Origin of the sequence: Micromonospora sp. NPDC005806 (genome assembly GCF_042871425.1) — a bacterium.
In the GTDB taxonomy this organism is placed as follows: Bacteria; Actinomycetota; Actinomycetes; order Mycobacteriales; family Micromonosporaceae; genus Micromonospora.
The window spans coordinates 1-18,741 of sequence record NZ_JBIAIL010000032.1 but is presented as its reverse complement, the minus strand read 5'-3'; the positions used below and the strand labels follow the sequence as shown (position 1 = coordinate 18,741).

The window sequence follows — 18,741 nt, the reverse complement described above, 5'->3', positions numbered from 1 at the left end:
ATGGCTGAGTTCTCGCTCGACCTGAACGAGGAACAGCGGGACCTCCGCGACTGGGTGCACGGCTTCGCCGCCGAGGTCGTGCGCCCGGCCGCGGCCGAGTGGGACGCGCGGGAGGAGACTCCCTGGCCGATCATCCAGGAGGCGGCGAAGGTCGGCCTGTACGGCTTCGAGTTCCTCGCCACCTGCTGGGCCGACCCCACCGGCCTCTCGCTGCCGATCGCCAGCGAAGAGCTCTTCTGGGGCGACGCCGGCATCGGGCTGGGCATCTTCGGCACCTCCCTCGCCGTCGCCGCGATCTACGGCGCCGGCACCCCGGACCAGCTCGTCGAGTGGGTGCCGCAGTGCTTCGGTGACGTCGACCGGCCCGCGGTCGCCGCGTTCTGCACCACCGAGCCGGAGGCCGGCTCCGACGTCGGATCGATGCGCACCCGCGCCGTCTACGACGAAGCCACCGACGAGTGGGTGCTGAACGGGCAGAAGGCGTACGCCACCAACGGCGGGATCGCCGGGGTGCACGTGGTCACCGCCTCGGTCGAGCCCGAGCTGGGTTCGCGGGGGCAGGCGGCGTTCGTCGTACCGCCGGGGACCCCGGGACTCAACGCCACCCGCAAGCTGCGCAAACTCGGGCTGCGCGCGTCCCACACCGCCGACGTCTTCCTCGACGACGTCCGGGTGCCCGGGCGCTGCCTGCTCGGCGGCAAGGAGACGCTGGACGAGCGGCTGGCCCGGGCCCGCTCCGGGCAGCGCGCCTCCGGCCAGGCGGCGATGCGCACCTTCGAACTGTCCCGCCCGACCGTCGGCGCCCAGGCGCTCGGCGTGGCCCGCGCCGCGTACGAGTACGCCCTGGACTACGCGAAGGACCGGGTCCAGTTCGGGCGGCCGATCATCGAGAACCAGGCGGTCGCGTTCGCGCTCGCCGACATGAAGACGGAGATCGACGCGGCCCGGCTGCTGGTCTGGCGGGCCTCCTGGATGGGCCGCAACAACCGGCCGTTCAGCGCGGGCGAGGGCTCGATGTCCAAGCTCAAGGCCGGCGAGGTCGCCGTCTCGGTCACCGAGAAGGCGGTCCAGCTCCTCGGCGGCGCCGGCTTCCTGCGCGACCACCCGGTCGAGCGGTGGTACCGGGACGCCAAGATCTACACCATCTTCGAAGGCACCTCAGAGATCCAGCGGCTGGTCATCGCCCGGGCCATCTCCGGGATGCAGATCCGCTGATCGCCGGCGGGCCCCGACCCGACCCGCGACGACACCCGCTGTGCCGAGCGGTGAGCCGTCGCGGGTCGGGCCGCCGGTCTCCTTCGTCACCATCCGTACCGGCGACCGAGACCCAGGGTGTCCGCAGGCTGGGCAGTGATCACGCTGGCTGGGCTACCCGCCGTGACCCGTGCATGATCGAGGGATACTGCCCGCGCAAAAGGAGGGTTGCGGCTTGGACCTGCCGTTCATCGTCGCCACGCTGACCCGGCGCGGGCTGCTCAACCCGGGCCGCCCGATCCGGGTCGCCTCCCAACTCGGCGCGCTGCGCAAGTGGGGCTGGAGCCTCGCCGGCGAGCTGCGCCAGGCCGCCGCGCGCGACCCGGGGCGGGTTGCCGTCGTCGACGAGCATGGCGACACGCTGACGTACCAGGAACTGCTGGACCGGTCCGAACGGCTGGCCCGGTCGATGCGGGCCGGGCTGGGCGTGCAGGCCGGCGACCGGATCGGCGTGCTCTGCCGCAACCACCACGGGCTGATCGAGGCGGTCGTGGCGGCGATGCTGCTCGGCGCGGACGCCGTACTGGTCAACACCGGGCTCTCCGCGGCGCAGCTCGCCACCGTGGCGGAGGAGCAGGCGCTGCGGGTGCTGGTGCACGACGCCGAGTTCGCCGAGCTGATCCTCGGCCTCCCCGCCGAGCTGCACCGGGTCGACGAGCGCCGCCAGGAGGAGTTGATCGCCGGTGCCCTCCCCGGGGACCAGCTCCAGCCGCCCGAGCGGGACGGCCGGACCATCGTCCTCACCTCCGGCACCACCGGCGCGCCGAAGGGGGCCCGGCGACCCACGCCGCACGGCTTCGGCCCGCTGGTCTCCATCATCGACCGCATCCCGCTGCACGTCCACGACACCGTGCTGATCGCCGCGCCGCTCTTCCACACCTGGGGGTACGCCGCCCTCCAGGTGTCGTTCGCGCTGCGCGCCACCATCGTGCTGCACCGCCGGTTCGACCCGGCCACCACGCTGGCCGCCCTGGCGGCGCAGCCCTGCGACGCGCTCTTCGCCGTACCGGTGATGCTGCAACGGCTGATGGAGGTGCCGGCGCCGGACCCCCGGCCGCCGCTGCAGGTGGTCGCGGTCAGCGGCTCCGCCCTCCCCGGCGGGCTGGCCACGGCCTTCATGGACCGCCACGGCGACTGCCTCTACAACCTCTACGGCTCGACCGAGGTCTCCTGGGCCTCCATCGCCGGCCCGGCCGACCTGCGCCAGGCGCCCAACACCGCCGGCCGCCCGCCGCACGGCACCCGGTTGCAGATCCTCGACAACGCCGGGGAGCCGGTCCGGGACGGGCAGGTCGGGCGGATCTTCGTGGGCAACGAGATGCTCTTCGAGGGGTACACCTCGGGGGCCACCCGGGAGAGCCACGACGGCCTGCTGAACACCGGCGACCTGGGCCGGATGGACGCCGACGGGCTGCTCTTCGTCGACGGGCGGGCCGACGACATGATCGTCTCCGGCGGCGAGAACGTCTTCCCCTCGGAGGTGGAGGACCTGATCGCCCGGCTGCCGCAGGTGCGCGAGGTCGCGGTGATCGGCGTACCGGACGCGGAGTACGGCCAGCGGCTGGCCGCGTTCCTGGCCCTGCACCCCGGCGAGCAGCTCGACCCGGAGGCGGTCCGTGAGTACGTGCGGCACTACCTGGCCCGGTTCTCGGTGCCCCGGGACGTGATCTTCGTGAAGTACCTGCCGCGGAACGCCACCGGAAAGGTGCTCGCTCGGGAGCTACGCCGCTACTACGGGTGAGACAACGCCCACAGGGGACGCTCAGAATTGCTCCGTACGGTACCGTCTGACCGCCGGCGGTACCCGGCGGATCCGTTCTCTCGTGCGGGAGTGCTCCATGGTTCGACTCCGCCGGCGCTGGGCACTGGGTCTCCTCCTCGGTGGTGTCTCCGCGGCCGCTCTCGGGACCACCGAACCCGTCCTCGGCCGCCACCGCACCGGCACGCTGGTCCGCCGCCCGGGCCCACCCGTCCCGGCGGAGAACCGCGCCCCCGGAGAGCCCTGGTGGCCGGACAGCGGCGGTCTGGCCGCCGACGACCGGCAGCGGCAGATCCAGGGGTACGCCTCGGCGACCAGCGTCGCCCCCGGCGAGTCCATCGACTTCCACGTCGCGGTCAACTCCGCCAGCCGGTTCCGGATCTCGATCCACCGCCTCGGCTGGTACGGCGGCGCCGGCGCCCGCACGCTGCTGACCAGCCGGGAGTTCCAGGGCTCGCCGCAGCCGGTGCCGCCCTCCGACCCGCGGACCGGGGCGATCGCCTGCCAGTGGCCGGTCTCCTGGACCCTCCGGGTGCCCGGCCACTGGACGTCCGGCCTCTACCAGGCGGTCTTCCAGTCGACAGACGGCTGGCGGGCCTGCACCCCCTTCGTGGTACGCGACGACCGGCGGGCCGCCGCGCTCTGCGTCGTGCTCCCGGCGACCACCTGGCAGGCGTACAACCAGTGGCCGATGGACCGGCGCAACGGCAAGAGCCTCTACAACGGCTACGGCGCCACCGGGCTGCGGAATCCCCTGCTCCGGGCGCGGGAGGTCTGCTTCGACCGGCCGTACGCGGACGAGGGCATGCCCAGCCAGTTCGACAAGGACCAGGACGCCGTCCAGTGGCTGGAGCGCAGCGGGTACGACGTCAGCTACGCGACCAGCCTCGACCTGCACACCGGCCGGCTCGACCCGACGCGGCACCGGGGGATCGTGTTCTGCGGGCACGACGAGTACTGGTCGCGGGAGATGCGCCTGGCGGCGGAGGCGGCTGTGGCGGCCGGCACCAGCCTCGCCTTCTTCGGCGCCAACAGCATCTACTGGCACGCCCGGATCCGCCCGGCCGACGACGGGCGGCCGGAGCGGGTGGTCGCCTGCGCCAAGGCCGTGGCCGACCCGGACGCCGACGGCTCCGGCCCGACCACCACCTGGCGAGCCCTGCGGACGCCCGAGCAGGCGCTGATCGGGGTGCAGTACAACGGCGTCGTGCTGACCCCGCAGCCGCTGGTGGTGCGGTCGGCGGACCACTGGGTCTGGGCCGGCACCGGGGTGGCGAATGGCGACCGGATCCCCGGGCTGGTCGGCGGCGAGGCGGACGGGCTCCGCCGCGGCACCCCGCAGCCGACCGGGGTGGACGCGGCGATCCTCAGCAGGTCCCCGTACCCGGCCGCCCAGGGCGGGCGCCGGGTGCAGAACGCCCACGTGTACGAGACGCCGAAGGGCGCGGTCGTCTTCGCCACCGGCACCCTCAACTGGACCATGGCACTCAACCGGCCAGGCGTCCAGGACGAGCGGATCAAGCGGGCCACCGCCAACGTCCTCGACCGGATGGTCGGCCGGTCGGCCGGCGCCACCGGCCAGGGACGACCGACCCCACCCACGCCGGCATAGCCTCCGCGCGCCCTGGCGACGGCGGTCGGTTGTCCGGTCAGGCGGGGACGGTGATCTCCCCCGCCACAGCGGCGGCGGCGATGTCGGTGCGGTGCTGCGAGCCGGCCAGTTCGATGCCGCGTACCAGGGCGTAGGCGGCGTCCCGCGCGGCGGCCAGGTCCGGGCCGGTGGCCGTACCGCAGAGGACCCGACCCCCGGCGGAGCGCAGGATGCCGTCGGCGTCCCGGCGGGTGCCGGCGTGGATGACCCCGGGGCGGTCCGCGCCGGTGATCACGTCGCCGGTACGCGGTGCCGCCGGGTAGCCCTCGGCCGCCACCACGACGGTGACCCCCGCGCCGTCCCGCCAGCGCAGCGGCGGGTGCGCCGCGAGCGTGCCGGTGGCCGCGGCGTGCAGCAGCCCGGCGAGCGGGGTCTCCAGCAGCGCGAGGACGACCTGGGTCTCCGGGTCGCCGAAGCGGGCGTTGAACTCGATGACGCGGGGGCCGACGGCGGTGATCGCCAGGCCGACGTAGAGCAGGCCGGCGAAGGGTGTCCCCCGGCGGCGCATCTCGGCCAGCGTCGGGTGCACGACGTCGCGCATCACCTCGTCGACCAGCCCGGGCGGCGCCCAGGGCAGCGGCGCGTACGCCCCCATGCCGCCGGTGTTCGGGCCGGTGTCGCCGTCGCCGACCCGCTTGAAGTCCTGCGCGGGCAGCAGCGGCACGGCGGCCTCCCCGTCGGTGACCACGAACAGGGACACCTCGGGCCCGGACAGGTACTCCTCGATCACCACCCGGCCGCACTCTTCGGCGTGCCGCATCGCGGTGCCGCGGTCGTCGGTGACGACGACGCCCTTCCCGGCGGCCAGCCCGTCGTTCTTCACCACGTACGGCGGCCCGAACTCGTCCAGCGCGGTGCCGGTGCTCTCCCCGTCCGTGCAGGTGTACGCCCGCGCGGTGGGCACACCGGCGGCGGTCATCACGTCCTTGGCGAACGTCTTGGAGCCCTCCAGCCGGGCCGCCTCCGCGGATGGGCCGAACGCGGGGATGCCCTTGGCGCGTACCGCGTCGGCGACCCCGGCCACCAGCGGCGCCTCCGGACCGATCACCACCAGGTCGGCGCCGACCTCGACGGCGAGCGCCGCCACGGACGCCGGGTCCATGGGGTTCACCGCCCGCAGCTCGGCCACCGCCGCGATGCCGGGATTGCCCGGCGCCGCGACCAGCGCTTCCACGGAAGGATCGCCGGCCAGCCCGACGGCGAGCGCGTGCTCCCGCCCACCGCCACCCACAAGAAGAACCCGCACGACCCCGCATCCTACTGACCGCCCCGCCCCACCCCGTTGATCAAGGAGTTTGCGTCTCATTTTCGGCCTCCGTAGACGCAAACTCCTTGATCAACCGCTTCTCCGGAGGGCGCGTTTGACGGTTTCGCGGATGTAGTCGGGGCGGAGGGTGTCGGCCCAGGTGAAGCGGAGGATCTTCCAGCCGGCGTTGACCAGGCGGTTCTGTCTCAGCCTGTCCTCGTAGATCGCCCGCGGTGTGCGGTGCGGGTCCCGGCCGTCGGCTTCGGCGATCAGCCGGGCGTTGCGCCAACCCAGGTCGCCGATGCCGAGCAGGTAGCCGTCGGCGTCGCGGACCTCGACTTGCAACACGTCGGGCGGCACACCGCCGTCCACGCACCTCAGCCGGGTGCGGGTCTCCAGTGGCGACTGCGCACGGCTGTCCGCCTCGGCCAGGTGGCTTCTCGCCGCGACCGCCCCACGTCGTCCGGCGATCAGCGCCAGCACCAGCGATAGGTCGGGCTCGGTCAGGAGTTGCCGATTGAGCGCTGAGTCGAGGACGCATACCGCCGGATGGCGATCCGCGCGGAGGATGACGTCGGCCACCGTGCGGACCGGGGTGGTGACCGGCACGCCGCCGATCACGCAGACGTCGGCCGGGCCGAGGGCGAGCTGGTGCACCACGAGGTCGGGATCGGCACGACGCTGCACGTGGGGGCGGCCCGCCGGAACCGACACGTGAATTGCGGCTGTCGCCCTGAGACCGCTGATCCGGTGCAGCTCGGCGGCGGTGTCGAGCACGACGACCGCTCCCGAACCCAGACTGCAGACGGCAGCGCGGATCCGTGCCCCGCGGAATGCGGGCACCTCCGGCTCGGGGACCGGTAGGAAGCAGCCTCGCGCGACTCGTGTCCAACGCCCGGACCGAGCCAGATGCCGGATCTGGTCCCGACTGAACCCCAGGCGCAACGCCTGAGCGGCGGTCACCACCCCACCCTGCCGGGCAGCCACCCGGCTCAAGCGAACGAGATCACCCACCCACCCAGCCTGCCGACCTCACTGCCCACCTCGACACCCCCTGTGGACAACCAGCCGGTCCTGTGGATAACTCCGCCGTCCATTCATGTTGATCAAGGAGTTTGCGTCGGATCAGGGGCCTGATCCAGACGCAAACTCCTTGATCATCGCCGCGGGGGAAGGCCGGGAGGCCGGGGGTTAGGGGAGGAGGGGGTGGCGGACGACGTTTTCTTCGCGGCCGGGGCCGACCCCGACGACGCTCACCCGGGTGCCGCAGAGTTCCTCGATGCGGGCGATGTAGCGGCGGGCGTTCTCGGGGAGTTCGTCCTCGGTCCGGGCCTTGGTGATGTCTTCCCACCAGCCGTCGAGCTCTTCGTAGATCGGAACCGCGTGGTGGAAGTCGGTCTGCGTCATCGGCATGTCGTCGAAGCGCTCGCCGTTGATCTCGTACCCGACGCAGATCGGCACCTTCGGCAGGCCGGTGAGCACGTCCAGCTTGGTGATCACCAGGTCCGTGACGCCGTTGAGGCGGGAGGCGTACCGGGCGACGACGGCGTCGAACCAGCCGGCGCGGCGCTCCCGGCCGGTGGTGGTGCCGTACTCGCGGCCGATCTTGACCAGGTGCCGGCCGTTGTCGTCGAAGAGCTCGGTCGGGAACGGCCCCGCGCCCACCCGGGTGGTGTACGCCTTGCTCACCGCGATCACCCTGGTGATCGCGGTCGGCGGGATGCCCGCGCCCACGCACGCCCCACCGGCCGTCGGGTTCGACGAGGTGACGAAGGGGTACGTGCCGTGGTCCATGTCGAGCATGGTGGCCTGGGCGCCCTCGAGCAGCACCGTCTCGCCGCGGTCCAGGGCGTCCCAGAGCATCGCCCGGGTCTCCGCGATGTACGGCTTGAGCCGCTCGGCGTACTCCAGGTACTCCTCGATCGTCGCGTCGACGTCGATCGCCTTGCGGTTGTAGACCTTGAACAGCACCTGGTTCTTCTCGCGGAGCGTCAGCTCCAGCTTCTTGCGCAGGATGCCGGGGTCGAGCAGGTCCTGGATCCGGATGCCCATCCGGGCGACCTTGTCGCCGTACGCGGGACCGATGCCCCGGCCGGTGGTGCCGATCCGCGAACTGCCCAGGTAGCGCTCGACCACCCGGTCCAGCGCCCGGTGGTGCGGCATGATCAGGTGCGCGTCGCCGGAGATGCGCAGCCGGGAGACGTCCACACCGCGCGCGGAGAGACCGTCGATCTCCTCCAGCAGCACCTTCGGGTCGACCACCACGCCGTTGCCGATGACGATCATCGCGTTCGGCGAGAGCGCGCCGGACGGCATGAGGTGCAGCGCGTACTTCTGGCCGTCCGGGGTGATCACCGTGTGCCCGGCGTTGTTGCCGCCGGAGTAGCGCACGACGTAGTCGACCCGCTCACCCAGCAGGTCGGTAACCTTGCCCTTGCCCTCGTCGCCCCACTGAGCGCCGATGAGCACGATCGCTGGCATCTTCTCCGCCTCCAGAAGGCTCGGGTGCCAGGTGGCGACCGGTCAGCGAGCCCGGGGTGTCAGGCTAACAAGTGGTGACGACGGGACCGGCAGGGGTTCGTCGAGAAGCAGGAGGCTCCTTCGTGTACGACGTGGTGCTGCTCACCCTCGGCTCGGAGCGGGACGCTTCCGGTGGGGGCTGTGGCAGCGGTGGAGCCTGCTGCGGTGGCGCCGCCGAGGCGGCCGGGGAGAAGTCCGAGGAGCGCTGCGAGACGCCCCGCGTACCGGTGCTGGCCTGCGCGGACGCGCTGACCGCCCGGGGTGCCCGGGTGGCGACGGTCACCGCCCGCTCGGACGCCGAGATCGACGAGGTGCTGGCCCGCCTCGACGGGCCGCCGCGTCCCGACGGCCTCACCTGGCCGGACCCCGACTCCAAGACCCGCCTGGTGGTCGCGACGGCCAGTGACGGTCAGTTGCGCGCCGTCCTGCGCCGGCTGGTCCGCCGGTACGCTCCGCCACCCAGCCGCCGCCCGGCGGACCTGCCCGGCAACCGGACCGTCCCCGACCTGCCGCCGGTCGGCGTACTCCCGCTCGATCCGGCCCGGAGCGGGTCGGCGCGGGACCTGGCCGCGCAGCTCGGGCTGCCCCGCGATCCGGCGGCGGTGGCCGCGGCGGTGCTGGACGGCACGGCGCGCCGGCTCGACCTGCTGCGCAACGACGGCGGCTCGGTGACCCTGGACGGGGTGCTGTTCGGCGCGGCCGACGACGCGGGCCGGCCGCTGCACTGGCGGGCCCGGGTGGAGGTGGACGACGCCGTCCTCTCCCACGGCGAGGACCAGATCATGGCCTGCGCGATCGGCAACGCCGGCGGGTACGCCCGCCTGGACGACGTGGCGCTGCTGGCCGACCCGGACCCGGCCGACGGCCGGGTCGAGGTGGCGGTGGCCGTTCCGGTGGTCACCCGGTCCGCCTTCGGCCGGAAGCGGGTACGACTCGAGGTGCGCCGGGCCCGGGGCCGGGCCGTGGCGGTCGTGCCGCGCGACGAGAAGGTGCCCTTCCTCGACGACGGCGTCGAGGGCGAGCTGGGCCGCAAGCGGTCCTGGTGGACCGAACCCGGTGCCTGGGCGGTCTGGACAGCCTGACCTCCGTCGATCCCCGGTCGGGCCGCCCGAGCAATCGGACGGCCTATCCTCGGCGGGAGGAATGGGGAGGAACCGTGGTGCACGAGAACGCCGACCGGGCCCACGTGCCGGGTCAACCGCAGGTGCCGGAGCGGGACATCGAACCGCTCTGGCCACCGGAGCAGACCGACCAGGCCGCCACCGCCCCGCCGTGGGCGGCCTCGGCCCCGCACGACCCGGCCGCCGCCGGGCGCGCCCCGAACGAGGTACGACCGGCCGACCCGGTGCCCGCCACGCGCCCGCAGCCGCCGGTCGACCTGGACCTCCCGTTCACCCTCGACCAGCCGTCGACCACTCCGAACCCGACGCCGACAGCCCCGCAGCAGGGCGACGCGGCGTCCACCCACCCGGCGACGGTCGACCGCCCGGACGGCCCGCAGTCGACCGCCGACCCGGACGGCGGGACGCTCGCCGCCGGCGCGTCGGGCAGTCGGGCGGAGTCGCCCTGGGCCGAACCGCCGCAGCGGTCGACCATCGCGACCGAGCCCGCCGACGTGACGGCGACGCCCACCGAGCCGACGGCGGCGGCCCAGGCGCCCGCCGGTGACGCACCGCCGCGGCTCGGGCCGTTCCCGCCCTCGCCGGGTGTGCCGCTCGCCCGGCCGCCGTACGGGAACGGGTCGGCGTACCCGCCGGGGCCGGTCGGATACGGGCAGCCCGGGTACCCGCCGCCGCAGGCGGCCGGCCCGACGCCCGGCTGGTACCCACCGGGCTGGCCGCAACAGTCGGCCGCGCCCGGGCCGCAGCAGCCGGGGCCGCAGCAACCCGCCCCGGTGTCGCAGCCGCCCACCTCGCCGCAGCAGCCGCCGGTTCCGGCCGGATACCCGGAGCCGGTCTGGACGCCGGAGACCGGGGCCACCCCGACGGCGGAGGACTTCGCCCGGCGCCGCCAGGTCAGGCCGGTCGACCCGGTGGCCACCATGGGTGTCCGGGCGGTGGTGAACAAGATCGGCCTGGTCCGGCTCCCGCCGGGGCGGCACGAGCAGGAACTGAGGCGCGACATCGAGATGGTCCGCCGCAACTTCGGCGGGCTGCGCCAGGTCACCGTGGTCAACCCGAAGGGCGGCGCCGGCAAGACGGTGGCGATCCTGCTGCTCGCCATGACGTTCGGCCAGAAGCGCGGCGGGTACGTGCTGGCCTGGGACAACAACGAGACGCAGGGGACCCTGGGCATGCGGGCCCAGCAGGACTTCCACTCGCGTACGGTCCGGGACATGCTGCGCGACCTGGCCCAGTTCCAGGGCGCGCACGGGCGGGTCGGCGACCTGTCGCAGTACGTCCGCTCGCAGGGCGAGGGGATGTTCGACGTGCTCGCCTCGGACGAGTCGGCGACCGGCGGCGAGATGCTCACCGCCGCCGCCTTCGCCGAGATCCGCGAGGTGGTCAGCCGCTTCTACAAGCTGATCTTCGTGGACACCGGGAACAACGTCCGCGCGCAGAACTGGCAGGCCGCGATGGACGCCACCGACCAGCTCGTGGTCACCATGTCGGCCCGGAACGACTCGGCGGAGACCGCCGCGCGGATGCTCGACCACCTGGAGCAGAGCGGCCGGCAGCGGCTGGTCCGGCAGGCGGTGACGGTGGTGTCGATGCCGCCGTCCCGCAAGGAGATCGACCTGCCGGCCATCCAGGCGCACTTCGCCGCCCGGACCCGGGCGGTGCTGCTCGCGCCGTACGAGCGGCTCATCGACACCGGCGAGCCGATCCGCTACGGCCAGCTCTCCTCGGCCACCCGGGACGCCTGGTTGAAGATCGCCGCCGCGGTCGCCGAGGGGCTGTGAACGCCGGCCGCGGCCCGAGGGGTCCGGGCGGTACGACGGCCGGCCCGACCGGGCGGTCGGACCGGCCGTCGACGTGGGTCAGAGGCTGGCGAGGGCGTCCGCGGCGGCCGGGTCGCAGTCGCGGAGGAACTGGGCGCAGCGGGCCGCCTCGTCCGCCTCGCCGATCTCGCCGGCGGCCCGGGACAGCAGGTAGAGGCAGCGGAGGAAGCCCCGGTTGGGCTTGTGCGACCAGGGCACCGGCCCATGGCCCTTCCACCCGCTGCGGCGGAGCTGGTCCAGGCCACGGTGGTAACCGGTGCGCGCGTAGGCGTAGGCCGGGATGACCTGGCCGGCGGCGAATGCCCGGGCGGCGAGCGCCGCCCAGGCCGCGCTGTTGGTCGGGAAGCGGGCCGCGACCTCGGCGTACGCCTCGTCGGTGTCCTGCTCGGCGGCGGCCGCCAGCGCGGCGTCGGCTTCCTCGTTCGCCGGCAGCAGGGTGGCCGGTGGCTCAGGCAACAGGTTCTGCATCGCCCCATTCAACCCGCTTCACGCGGGGGTACGCGAGGGGGTCCGGCAAGCCGGTCGGCTGAACGGCTGAGGGTTTCGTCACGCCTGCGGCCTGAGGCCCGATACCCGCGGCCCATGCCACCCGGAGATGTTTTCCACTACAACTATTGGTCCGGAGCCTCCCCAGGACCCGGTTACGCAGGAGCCCGGCGGCCAGACCCGCTGGGCTCCTGTCGTCAGCCCCACATTTGCCGGCTTGCCCGCCGGGGGCAGGATTATCTGGTGCCGACCCCACCTCCCGCGGACGTCATCGAGCCGCACGACACCAGCAGCGACGAGATCGAGACCCGAGCCGAGTTCGACCGGCGGATGGCCGAGGGGAGCCTCGCCGGGCTCACCGTGCAGGGTCTCCGCCTCGACCTCCACCCGGTCCCCGACCTGCGTGACGTCGAGGTCGCCGGCGCCCTCTTCGTGGGGTGCCGGTTCGCCGACCGGGAGGTCGGCGCGGACCTGGTACGCCGCGGCGCGAACGTCGTCCCGCCCTTCTCCGGGCTGCCCTACCCGACCCAGCCGTCCCACCTCTACACCCCGGACGACCTGGCCGCCGGCTTCGCCGAGGGGGGCTTCGCCGGGATGTACGACACCCGGGTGTACGCGCACTTCCGCGCGCACGGCGGGGCGCTGCCGGACGTGCGCGAGGCGCTCGGCCAGCGGTTGCACGACCACGGGGTGGACAACGCCCTGGCGGACGCCACCCGGAGCTGGCTCGCGGCGCACGGGCCGCAGTCCGTGGTCGGCGTGATGGGCGGGCACGCCGTGCCGCGCGGCAGCGCCGCGTACCGGATGGCGGCGGTGCTGGGTTGGGAGCTGGCGCGGGCCGACCGGCTGGTGGTGACCGGCGGCGGTCCCGGCGTGATGGAGGCGGCCAACCTGGGCGCGTTCCTCGCGGCCTGGCCGGCGGAGGAGCTGACCGCGGCGATCGACGTGCTGGCCACCGCGCCGGACTTCACCGACCACGATCGCTACACGGCGGTGGCGCTGCAGGTCCGGGAGAAGTACGTGGCCGGGCCGACGCTGCCCAGCCCGCGCCCGGCCGCCGCCGGCACCGAATGGGCCCGCTCGGGCGGGCTGGCCATCCCCACCTGGCTGTACGGGCACGAGCCGGCGAACCTGTTCGCCGGGCGGATCGCCAAGTACTTCTCCAACGCCATCCGGGAGGACACCATCCTGCGGCTGGCCCGGGGCGGGATCGTCTTCGCGCCCGGCCGGGCCGGGACGGTGCAGGAGGTGTTCCAGGCGGCCACCAAGACCTACTACGGGACCGACGGGGCGAGCGGGGCGTACGTCTTCCTCGACCGGACGTACTGGACCACCGAGCTGCCGGTCGAGTCGCTGCTGCGCCCGCTCTTCGCCGCCTCCCCGTTCGGTGACCTGTCGGCCACGGTGCACCTCACCGACGACGTACGCGAGGCGGTCCGGGTGCTGACCACCGGCTGACATGCGCGGAGGCCGGCTCCCCGGGCGGGGAGCCGGCCTCCGGCCGAGCGGGTGTTACTTCTTCATCGTGGTGCCGGTGGACCGCAGCGCCTCGCAGGCCTCGACGACCCGGGCCGCCATACCGGCCTCGGCCGCCTTGCCCCAGACCCGCGGGTCGTACATCTTCTTGTTGCCGACCTCGCCGTCGACCTTCAGCACGCCGTCGTAGTTGCGGAACATGAAGTCCACCACCGGCCGGGTGAAGCAGTACTGGGTGTCGGTGTCGATGTTCATCTTCACCACGCCGTAGTCCAGCGCCTCGCGGATCTCCGACAGCAGCGAGCCGGACCCGCCGTGGAAGACCAGGCTGAGCGGCTTCTCCTTGCCGTACTTGGCACCCACCGCCACCTGGATGTGGTTCAGCACCTCGGGGCGGAGCTTGACGTTGCCCGGCTTGTAGACGCCGTGCACGTTGCCGAAGGTCAGCGCCGCCATGTAGCGGCCCTTCTCACCGAGGCCGAGCGCCTCGACCATGGCCAGGCCGTCGTCGACGGTGGTGTAGAGCTTCTCGTTGATCGCGTTCTCGACGCCGTCCTCCTCGCCGCCGACCACGCCGACCTCGATCTCGAGGACGATCTTGCCCTTGGCGGCCTCGGTGAGCAGCTCCTCGGCGATCTGCAGGTTCTCCGGCACCGGCACGGCCGAGCCGTCCCACATGTGCGACTGGAACAGCGGCTCCTCGCCGCGCTGCACCCGCTCCTGGGAGATCTTCATCAGCGGCCGGACGAACTTGTCCAGCTTGTCCTTCGGGCAGTGGTCGGTGTGCAGGGCGATGTTCACCGGGTAGTTCTTCGCCACCTCGTGGGCGTACTTGGCGAACGCGACCGCGCCGCTGACCATGTCCTTCACGGACGGGCCGGACAGGTAGTCGGCGCCACCGGTGGAAACCTGGATGATGCCGTCGCTCTCCGCGTCGGCGAAGCCCTTGAGCGCCGCGTTCAGCGTCTGCGACGAGGTCACGTTGATCGCGGGGTACGCGAAGTGGCCGGCCTTGGCCCGGTCCAGCATCTCCGCGTAAGCCTCGGGGGAAGCGATGGGCATGTCGAACGCTCCTTACTTACCGCTCTCGGCCGTGCAGGCCGCTGTCTTCCTTGGGTGCGCCGGACCGCGCTGTCCACCGCGGGAAGTATCCCGTAGGAGCAGGCGGGGGGCACCACCGACCCGGGAACCGCTCACCGGCTCTCCAGCCTGTCCGGCATTACGACACTGATCAGCCAGCTCACCACGGCCATCACGATGGCCCCCCAGAAGGCGGCCCAGAAGCCGTCCACGTGGAACGGCAGGTGCAGCTGCCGGGCGATCCAGTTGGTGAGCAGGAACAGCAGAGCGTTGACCATGAGCGCGAACAGACCGAGCGTGAGCAGGTAGAACACGCAGCCGAACACCTTGATGACCGGCTTGAGCACCGCGTTGACCACGCCGAAGATGAGCGCCACCGCGATCAGGGTGAGCACGTTGTTCGCCCCGTTGCGGCCCGTCACCTCCACCCCGGGGACGATCAGCGTGGTGATCCACAATGCGATCGCGGTGATCGCCAATCGGATCAGGAAGCCCACCTGACCATCCTGGCACCGGGCGCCGCGCCCGGAGGGATAATCCGCCGACTCGGCGTGGCCGCCGCGGTTCGGCTCGGCACCGAGCCGCACTGCCCGGCACCGGCCCCCGGCCATGGTTCGGCTCGGCACCGAGCGGCGGCCGGCACCAGCCCGTACGGTGTGTGGTGACTGTCCGCACCGAGATCCAGGGAGGGACGATGGGTCAGCCCGACGAGGACTTCGCCCCGAGCGACCACCTCGCTCCGGAGGAGCGGGACCTGGAGGCGGAGCCGGCCGACGCGGTCGAGCAGGCCGTGGTGATCACGCCGGACGACGGCGACGCCGAGCCGCACCGCGGCCTGGAGGTCGGCGACTGGGACGCGATGGAGCAGGCCCGGGTGGTCGCCGCCGACGAGGACGACTACCGCTGACCGGGCGGGAGGGGCCGGCTCGGCCCCTCCCGCGTTCAGCGCATTCCGACGACCTGGTCCGGGTGGGCCGCCGTCCACTCGTCGAGCCGGTCGGCGCGCAGCGCGTCGAGGAATCCCGGGGCCAGCGCGGGGTCGAGCCCGAACCCGTAGGTCGGTTTCTCCACGGGCCGGACCGGCAGGCCGACCGCGACCGGCTCGCCGGTGGCCGCCTTCCCGACGACCTGAACCAGCGTCGGTAGGGATATGTCCCCGGTGTCGACCGCCAGACCAGAGCCGGCCTGCGTGATCAGCTTGCTGAGCAGCGCCGGGTTCGTCAGCGCCCCCTGCTCGTGGATCCGGCGGAGCAGCCCGGCCGCGTACCGCTCGGCGTTCCGGTCGCGATCCAGGCTGCCGTCTTGCATGTTGAAGCGCTGCCGGAGCACGTCGACCGCAGCGGCGCCGTCGAGCTGCTGGCAGCCGGCGGGATAGGCCCGCATGGTGTGGTGCGAGCGGATCCTCGTCGGCAGGCAGACGCGTACGCCGCCGACCGCGTCGGTGAGTTGGCGTGCCGCCCGGTAGGTCAGCACCGCGCCGGCGTCGATCCGTACGCCGGTGACCTGGGAGACCACCTGCCGGGTGGCGTCGTAGCCGGCGGCCAGGTCGGTCTTCGCGGGCGTGGCACCGCCGACGAATGACTTGTTGATCTTGCCGGTCCCCTGGCCGGGGATCGGCGCCAGCAGGTCGCGCGGAATTGCGACGAGGTAGAGCCGGCTCCGGTCGGCCGGGACGTGCACCAGCAGGATGGAGTCGGCCCGCCGGGAGCCGTCCGGACCGGCCGCGTCCAGGCCGAGCATCAGCAGGTTCAGCGCGCCGGTGGGTGCCGGCGTGGCCGGCGCACCGATCAGTTGCGCGGCCTCCGGCTGCCGCGGCGCCATCGCCGTGAAGCCGACCAGGGCGGCGGCGACCAGCGCCAGCGCCGTACCGCCGAGCCGGAGCCGGAAGCGGCGACGCCGGCGGCGGACCACGGCCCGGTCGATGGCGGCGCGGAGCGGGCCGGTCGGCGGGGCGAGTTCCTCGTGCCGCGCGAAGGCCGCCCGCAGGTCGTCCTCGATCATCAGTGCACCTCCACGGTCTCGGCTCGAAGGGTGGCCAGCGCCCGCGAGATGCTGGACCGGACGGTGCCGACGGCGCAGCCGAGGATCTCGGCGATCTCCGCGTCGGGCAGGTCCTCGTAGTAGCGGAGCACCAGCGTGGCGCGCTGCCGTCGGGGCAGCCGGGACAGCCAGGACCAGATCTGGTCCCGGTCCACCGCGGACTGCGCGTGGTCGGTCGGCGCCGGCACCGCCTCGTCCGGCTCGCCGCGCAGCAGCACCCGGCGCGCCCACGAACCACGCCGCCAGTCGACGTACTGGTTGGTGAGCATGCGGCGGACGTACCGCTCCGGGGCGTCGCTACGCGCCACCCGTCGCCAGTTCAGCTGGACCCGCACCATGGTGTCCTGCACCAGGTCCTGCGCCTGGTGCGGATCGCCGGTCAGCATGACCGCGTACCGCAGCAGGGCACTCAGCCGCGTGTCGGCGAACTCCTCGTACGTCACTGCACCTCCCGGTGTCCCGCCCTGTTGACGGGTGCGGCCGGCCGGAACGTTGCGTCCGGCCCGGGGTCGACCGAACGGTCCTTTGTCGATGTCCCGGCCCGTCGGGGCAGCGGACGGGGTGGTCGCCCCCGTACGCTCCGTGAATCGCGCCCGCCAGCCCTTGGAGGAGAAGCGTGCCGTCCCCACGGACCTTCCGGCGATGGCTCGCCGGTCTCGGTGCCGCCACCGCCCTGGTCGCCGCCGTCCCCGCAGCCGCCACGGCGGCCACCGATCTCCAGCTCTACGCCAACGATGTGATAATCGCTCCGACTGGCACGATCTACACCATCACGGTCTATCCGCTGACCGACGTGCCGCTCTCGGCCGGCTCGACCCTGACGATCGACCGGAGCGAGGTGGACGGCTTCGCCGTCGTCCAGCTCCCGTTCCCCAATCGGTCCTGCACCGAATCGGGTGCGGTCATCCGCTGCGTCGTCACCAGCGCCAGAGAGGACAATCCCACGCACCTCTCCGTCAGCGCCCGGCCCGGCGCCACGGCCGGGCAGCAGGCGGCGCTGAGGCTCACCCTCGACACACCCGACCGGGGTACGACCACCGCCCGCCCGACGATCACCGTCGGGGAGGGGGTGAACCTGGTGGCCGGGCCGGGCCTGCCCATCGCCGGGCCGCCGAACGCCCTGGTCAAGGCCCCGTTGTCGGTGACGAACCAGGGCGAGAAGGCCACCCGGGGCCTGGTCCTGCTGGTCTACGGCCCCTACCCGCTGGTGCCGGGTCGCCGGTACGATAACTGCGAATACGGCTCGCGGCCGGGACTCATCCCGGACGAGACGGTCTTCGCGTGCACCTTCCCAGACGTGCTGGAGCCGGGCACGACGGCCCGGCTCGACGACAGCTTCGCCCTGCGGATCCGGCCGGACGCCTGGGCACCGAACCTCCTGCGCGGCAACGCCGAATGGGTCACCCCGGCCGAATGGGACGAGTTCCTTTCGTACAACCGGATCGACCGGCTCGGCCCGAACGGCGACGACGGGGTGCTCACCCTGGACCTCGGCACGACGGCGCGGGCGAACGAGCTGCCGCAGACCGACCTCGAGCCGTTCGACAACCTCAGCGGCCTCTTCATCCGGGTGACCGGTAACCACCGGTCGGATCTGGCGGCGGAGGGCGCGACCGCCAGGGGCCGGGTGGGTGACACCGTCGAGGTGACCGTGGGCTGGAGGAACAACGGGCCCGCGACCGTCGCGTTCGACGGCAGCGCCCCCTTCGTGACCGTGGCGATGGTGACCGTGCCGCCGGGTACCACCGCCGTCGCCGTACCCGACACCTGTCGCGACGCGTACGCGGGAGAGGACCAGGGCTGGGGTCATCCGGGTTCGGAGCTCTACGAGTGCACCTCGGCCCAGCGGCTCACCCGCGGCGACCACGCACGCATCCCGATGCGACTGCGGGTGGAACGCGCCGGCAGCCTGACCGGCCAGGTCCGCCTGCGCCACAGGTTCCGGGAGCCGGACAGCCCGGACCTGAACCCGGCGAACGACACCGCGGCCATCCGGATCAACCCGGCCACGGGCGGAGGCGGCGGTGGCGAGGACGACGGCGGATCCCTGCCGATCACCGGCGCCCCTACCGGGCTGATCGCCGGCGTCGGCGCGCTGCTGCTGGTCGCCGGCGCGGCCGGCTACGTCCTGACGCGACGTCGCCGCACCCGCTTCGTCGCCTGACCGACCCACCAGGAGGTGGGCCCCCCCCCCCCCCCCCCGCGCCCCCCCCCAAAACCCCCCCCCCCCCCCCCCCCACCCCCACACCCCCCCCCCCCCCCCCCCCCCCCCCCCCCCCCCCGCGGGC

At 73.2% G+C, this 18,741-nt stretch carries 16 protein-coding genes and 1 pseudogene; 8 read left to right on the top strand and 9 right to left on the bottom strand.

Annotated elements, in window-relative coordinates; genetic code table 11:
- From ACFYOS_RS26855 to ACFYOS_RS26845, 3 genes are all read left to right on the top strand, one after another.
- Positions 1-1,215 carry an acyl-CoA dehydrogenase family protein gene (locus ACFYOS_RS26855; RefSeq protein WP_387147240.1) on the top strand — a complete coding sequence of 405 codons (1,215 nt, stop codon included), beginning with the start codon at positions 1-3 and terminating at the stop codon, positions 1,213-1,215.
- Positions 1,216-1,429: 214 nt separating this feature from the next.
- A complete protein-coding gene (locus ACFYOS_RS26850; RefSeq protein WP_387147237.1) occupies positions 1,430-2,995 on the top strand; it encodes an AMP-binding protein in 1,566 nt (521 codons plus the stop codon).
- 97 nt (positions 2,996-3,092) lie between these two features.
- Positions 3,093-4,625 (top strand): N,N-dimethylformamidase beta subunit family domain-containing protein, encoded by a 1,533-nt coding sequence (locus ACFYOS_RS26845; protein ID WP_387147234.1) that lies wholly within the window; start codon positions 3,093-3,095, stop codon positions 4,623-4,625.
- A 37-nt stretch (positions 4,626-4,662) separates the two neighbouring features.
- Here the strand turns inward: ACFYOS_RS26845 and purD are convergent, their stop codons facing one another.
- The 4 genes and pseudogenes from purD to ACFYOS_RS26825 all read right to left on the bottom strand — a co-directional run bounded on the left by purD (position 4,663) and on the right by ACFYOS_RS26825 (position 8,391).
- Positions 4,663-5,910 carry a phosphoribosylamine--glycine ligase gene (purD, locus tag ACFYOS_RS26840; RefSeq protein WP_387147231.1) on the bottom strand — a complete coding sequence of 416 codons (1,248 nt, stop codon included), beginning with the start codon at positions 5,908-5,910 and terminating at the stop codon, positions 4,663-4,665.
- Between the two features lie 90 nt (positions 5,911-6,000).
- A complete protein-coding gene (locus ACFYOS_RS26835; RefSeq protein ID WP_387147394.1) occupies positions 6,001-6,687 on the bottom strand; it encodes an endonuclease domain-containing protein in 687 nt (228 codons plus the stop codon).
- Between the two features lie 93 nt (positions 6,688-6,780).
- Positions 6,781-6,897: pseudogene (locus ACFYOS_RS26830) on the bottom strand (type IV toxin-antitoxin system AbiEi family antitoxin domain-containing protein); the annotation flags it as partial.
- Positions 6,898-7,101: 204 nt separating this feature from the next.
- A complete protein-coding gene (locus tag ACFYOS_RS26825) occupies positions 7,102-8,391 on the bottom strand; it encodes an adenylosuccinate synthase (protein WP_387147228.1) in 1,290 nt (429 codons plus the stop codon).
- 122 nt (positions 8,392-8,513) lie between these two features.
- Here ACFYOS_RS26825 and ACFYOS_RS26820 point away from each other — a divergent pair, with 122 nt between their 5' ends.
- Entirely contained in the window at positions 8,514-9,512 is a 999-nt protein-coding gene (locus tag ACFYOS_RS26820; RefSeq protein ID WP_387147226.1) for a diacylglycerol kinase family protein, read from the top strand.
- A gap of 74 nt (positions 9,513-9,586) precedes the next feature.
- The gene (locus ACFYOS_RS26815; RefSeq protein ID WP_387147223.1) at positions 9,587-11,332 is read left to right on the top strand and encodes a chromosome partitioning protein; all 1,746 of its coding nucleotides are present in this window, start codon (positions 9,587-9,589) and stop codon (positions 11,330-11,332) included.
- Between the two features lie 78 nt (positions 11,333-11,410).
- Here ACFYOS_RS26815 and ACFYOS_RS26810 read toward each other — a convergent pair whose 3' ends face one another.
- Complete coding sequence (locus tag ACFYOS_RS26810; RefSeq protein WP_387147220.1) at positions 11,411-11,839, bottom strand: DUF3151 domain-containing protein; 429 nt, start codon at positions 11,837-11,839, stop codon at positions 11,411-11,413.
- 261 nt (positions 11,840-12,100) lie between these two features.
- Between ACFYOS_RS26810 and ACFYOS_RS26805 the strand changes: the two genes are divergently transcribed.
- Positions 12,101-13,315, top strand: a complete 1,215-nt coding sequence (locus ACFYOS_RS26805) for an LOG family protein (RefSeq protein WP_387147217.1) — start codon at positions 12,101-12,103, stop codon at positions 13,313-13,315.
- Positions 13,316-13,369: 54 nt separating this feature from the next.
- Here the strand turns inward: ACFYOS_RS26805 and fbaA are convergent, their stop codons facing one another.
- The gene (gene fbaA, locus ACFYOS_RS26800) at positions 13,370-14,395 is read right to left on the bottom strand and encodes a class II fructose-bisphosphate aldolase (protein ID WP_387147214.1); all 1,026 of its coding nucleotides are present in this window, start codon (positions 14,393-14,395) and stop codon (positions 13,370-13,372) included.
- A gap of 131 nt (positions 14,396-14,526) precedes the next feature.
- Positions 14,527-14,910 carry a phage holin family protein gene (locus ACFYOS_RS26795; RefSeq protein ID WP_387147212.1) on the bottom strand — a complete coding sequence of 128 codons (384 nt, stop codon included), beginning with the start codon at positions 14,908-14,910 and terminating at the stop codon, positions 14,527-14,529.
- A gap of 197 nt (positions 14,911-15,107) precedes the next feature.
- Between ACFYOS_RS26795 and ACFYOS_RS26790 the strand changes: the two genes are divergently transcribed.
- Complete coding sequence (locus ACFYOS_RS26790) at positions 15,108-15,320, top strand: hypothetical protein (protein WP_387147209.1); 213 nt, start codon at positions 15,108-15,110, stop codon at positions 15,318-15,320.
- 35 nt (positions 15,321-15,355) lie between these two features.
- Here ACFYOS_RS26790 and ACFYOS_RS26785 read toward each other — a convergent pair whose 3' ends face one another.
- Positions 15,356-16,414 (bottom strand): LCP family protein, encoded by a 1,059-nt coding sequence (locus ACFYOS_RS26785; protein ID WP_387147206.1) that lies wholly within the window; start codon positions 16,412-16,414, stop codon positions 15,356-15,358.
- Positions 16,414-16,896: a SigE family RNA polymerase sigma factor gene (locus ACFYOS_RS26780; protein WP_387147203.1), complete on the bottom strand. Its 483-nt coding sequence runs from the start codon at positions 16,894-16,896 to the stop codon at positions 16,414-16,416. Before ACFYOS_RS26780 ends, ACFYOS_RS26785 begins: the two co-directional genes overlap by 1 nt.
- A 173-nt stretch (positions 16,897-17,069) precedes the next feature.
- On the opposite strand from ACFYOS_RS26780, the gene ACFYOS_RS26775 reads away from it, so the two are divergent.
- Positions 17,070-18,617, top strand: a complete 1,548-nt coding sequence (locus ACFYOS_RS26775) for an LPXTG cell wall anchor domain-containing protein (RefSeq protein WP_387147200.1) — start codon at positions 17,070-17,072, stop codon at positions 18,615-18,617.
- The last annotated feature ends 124 nt before the right edge of the window (positions 18,618-18,741 follow it).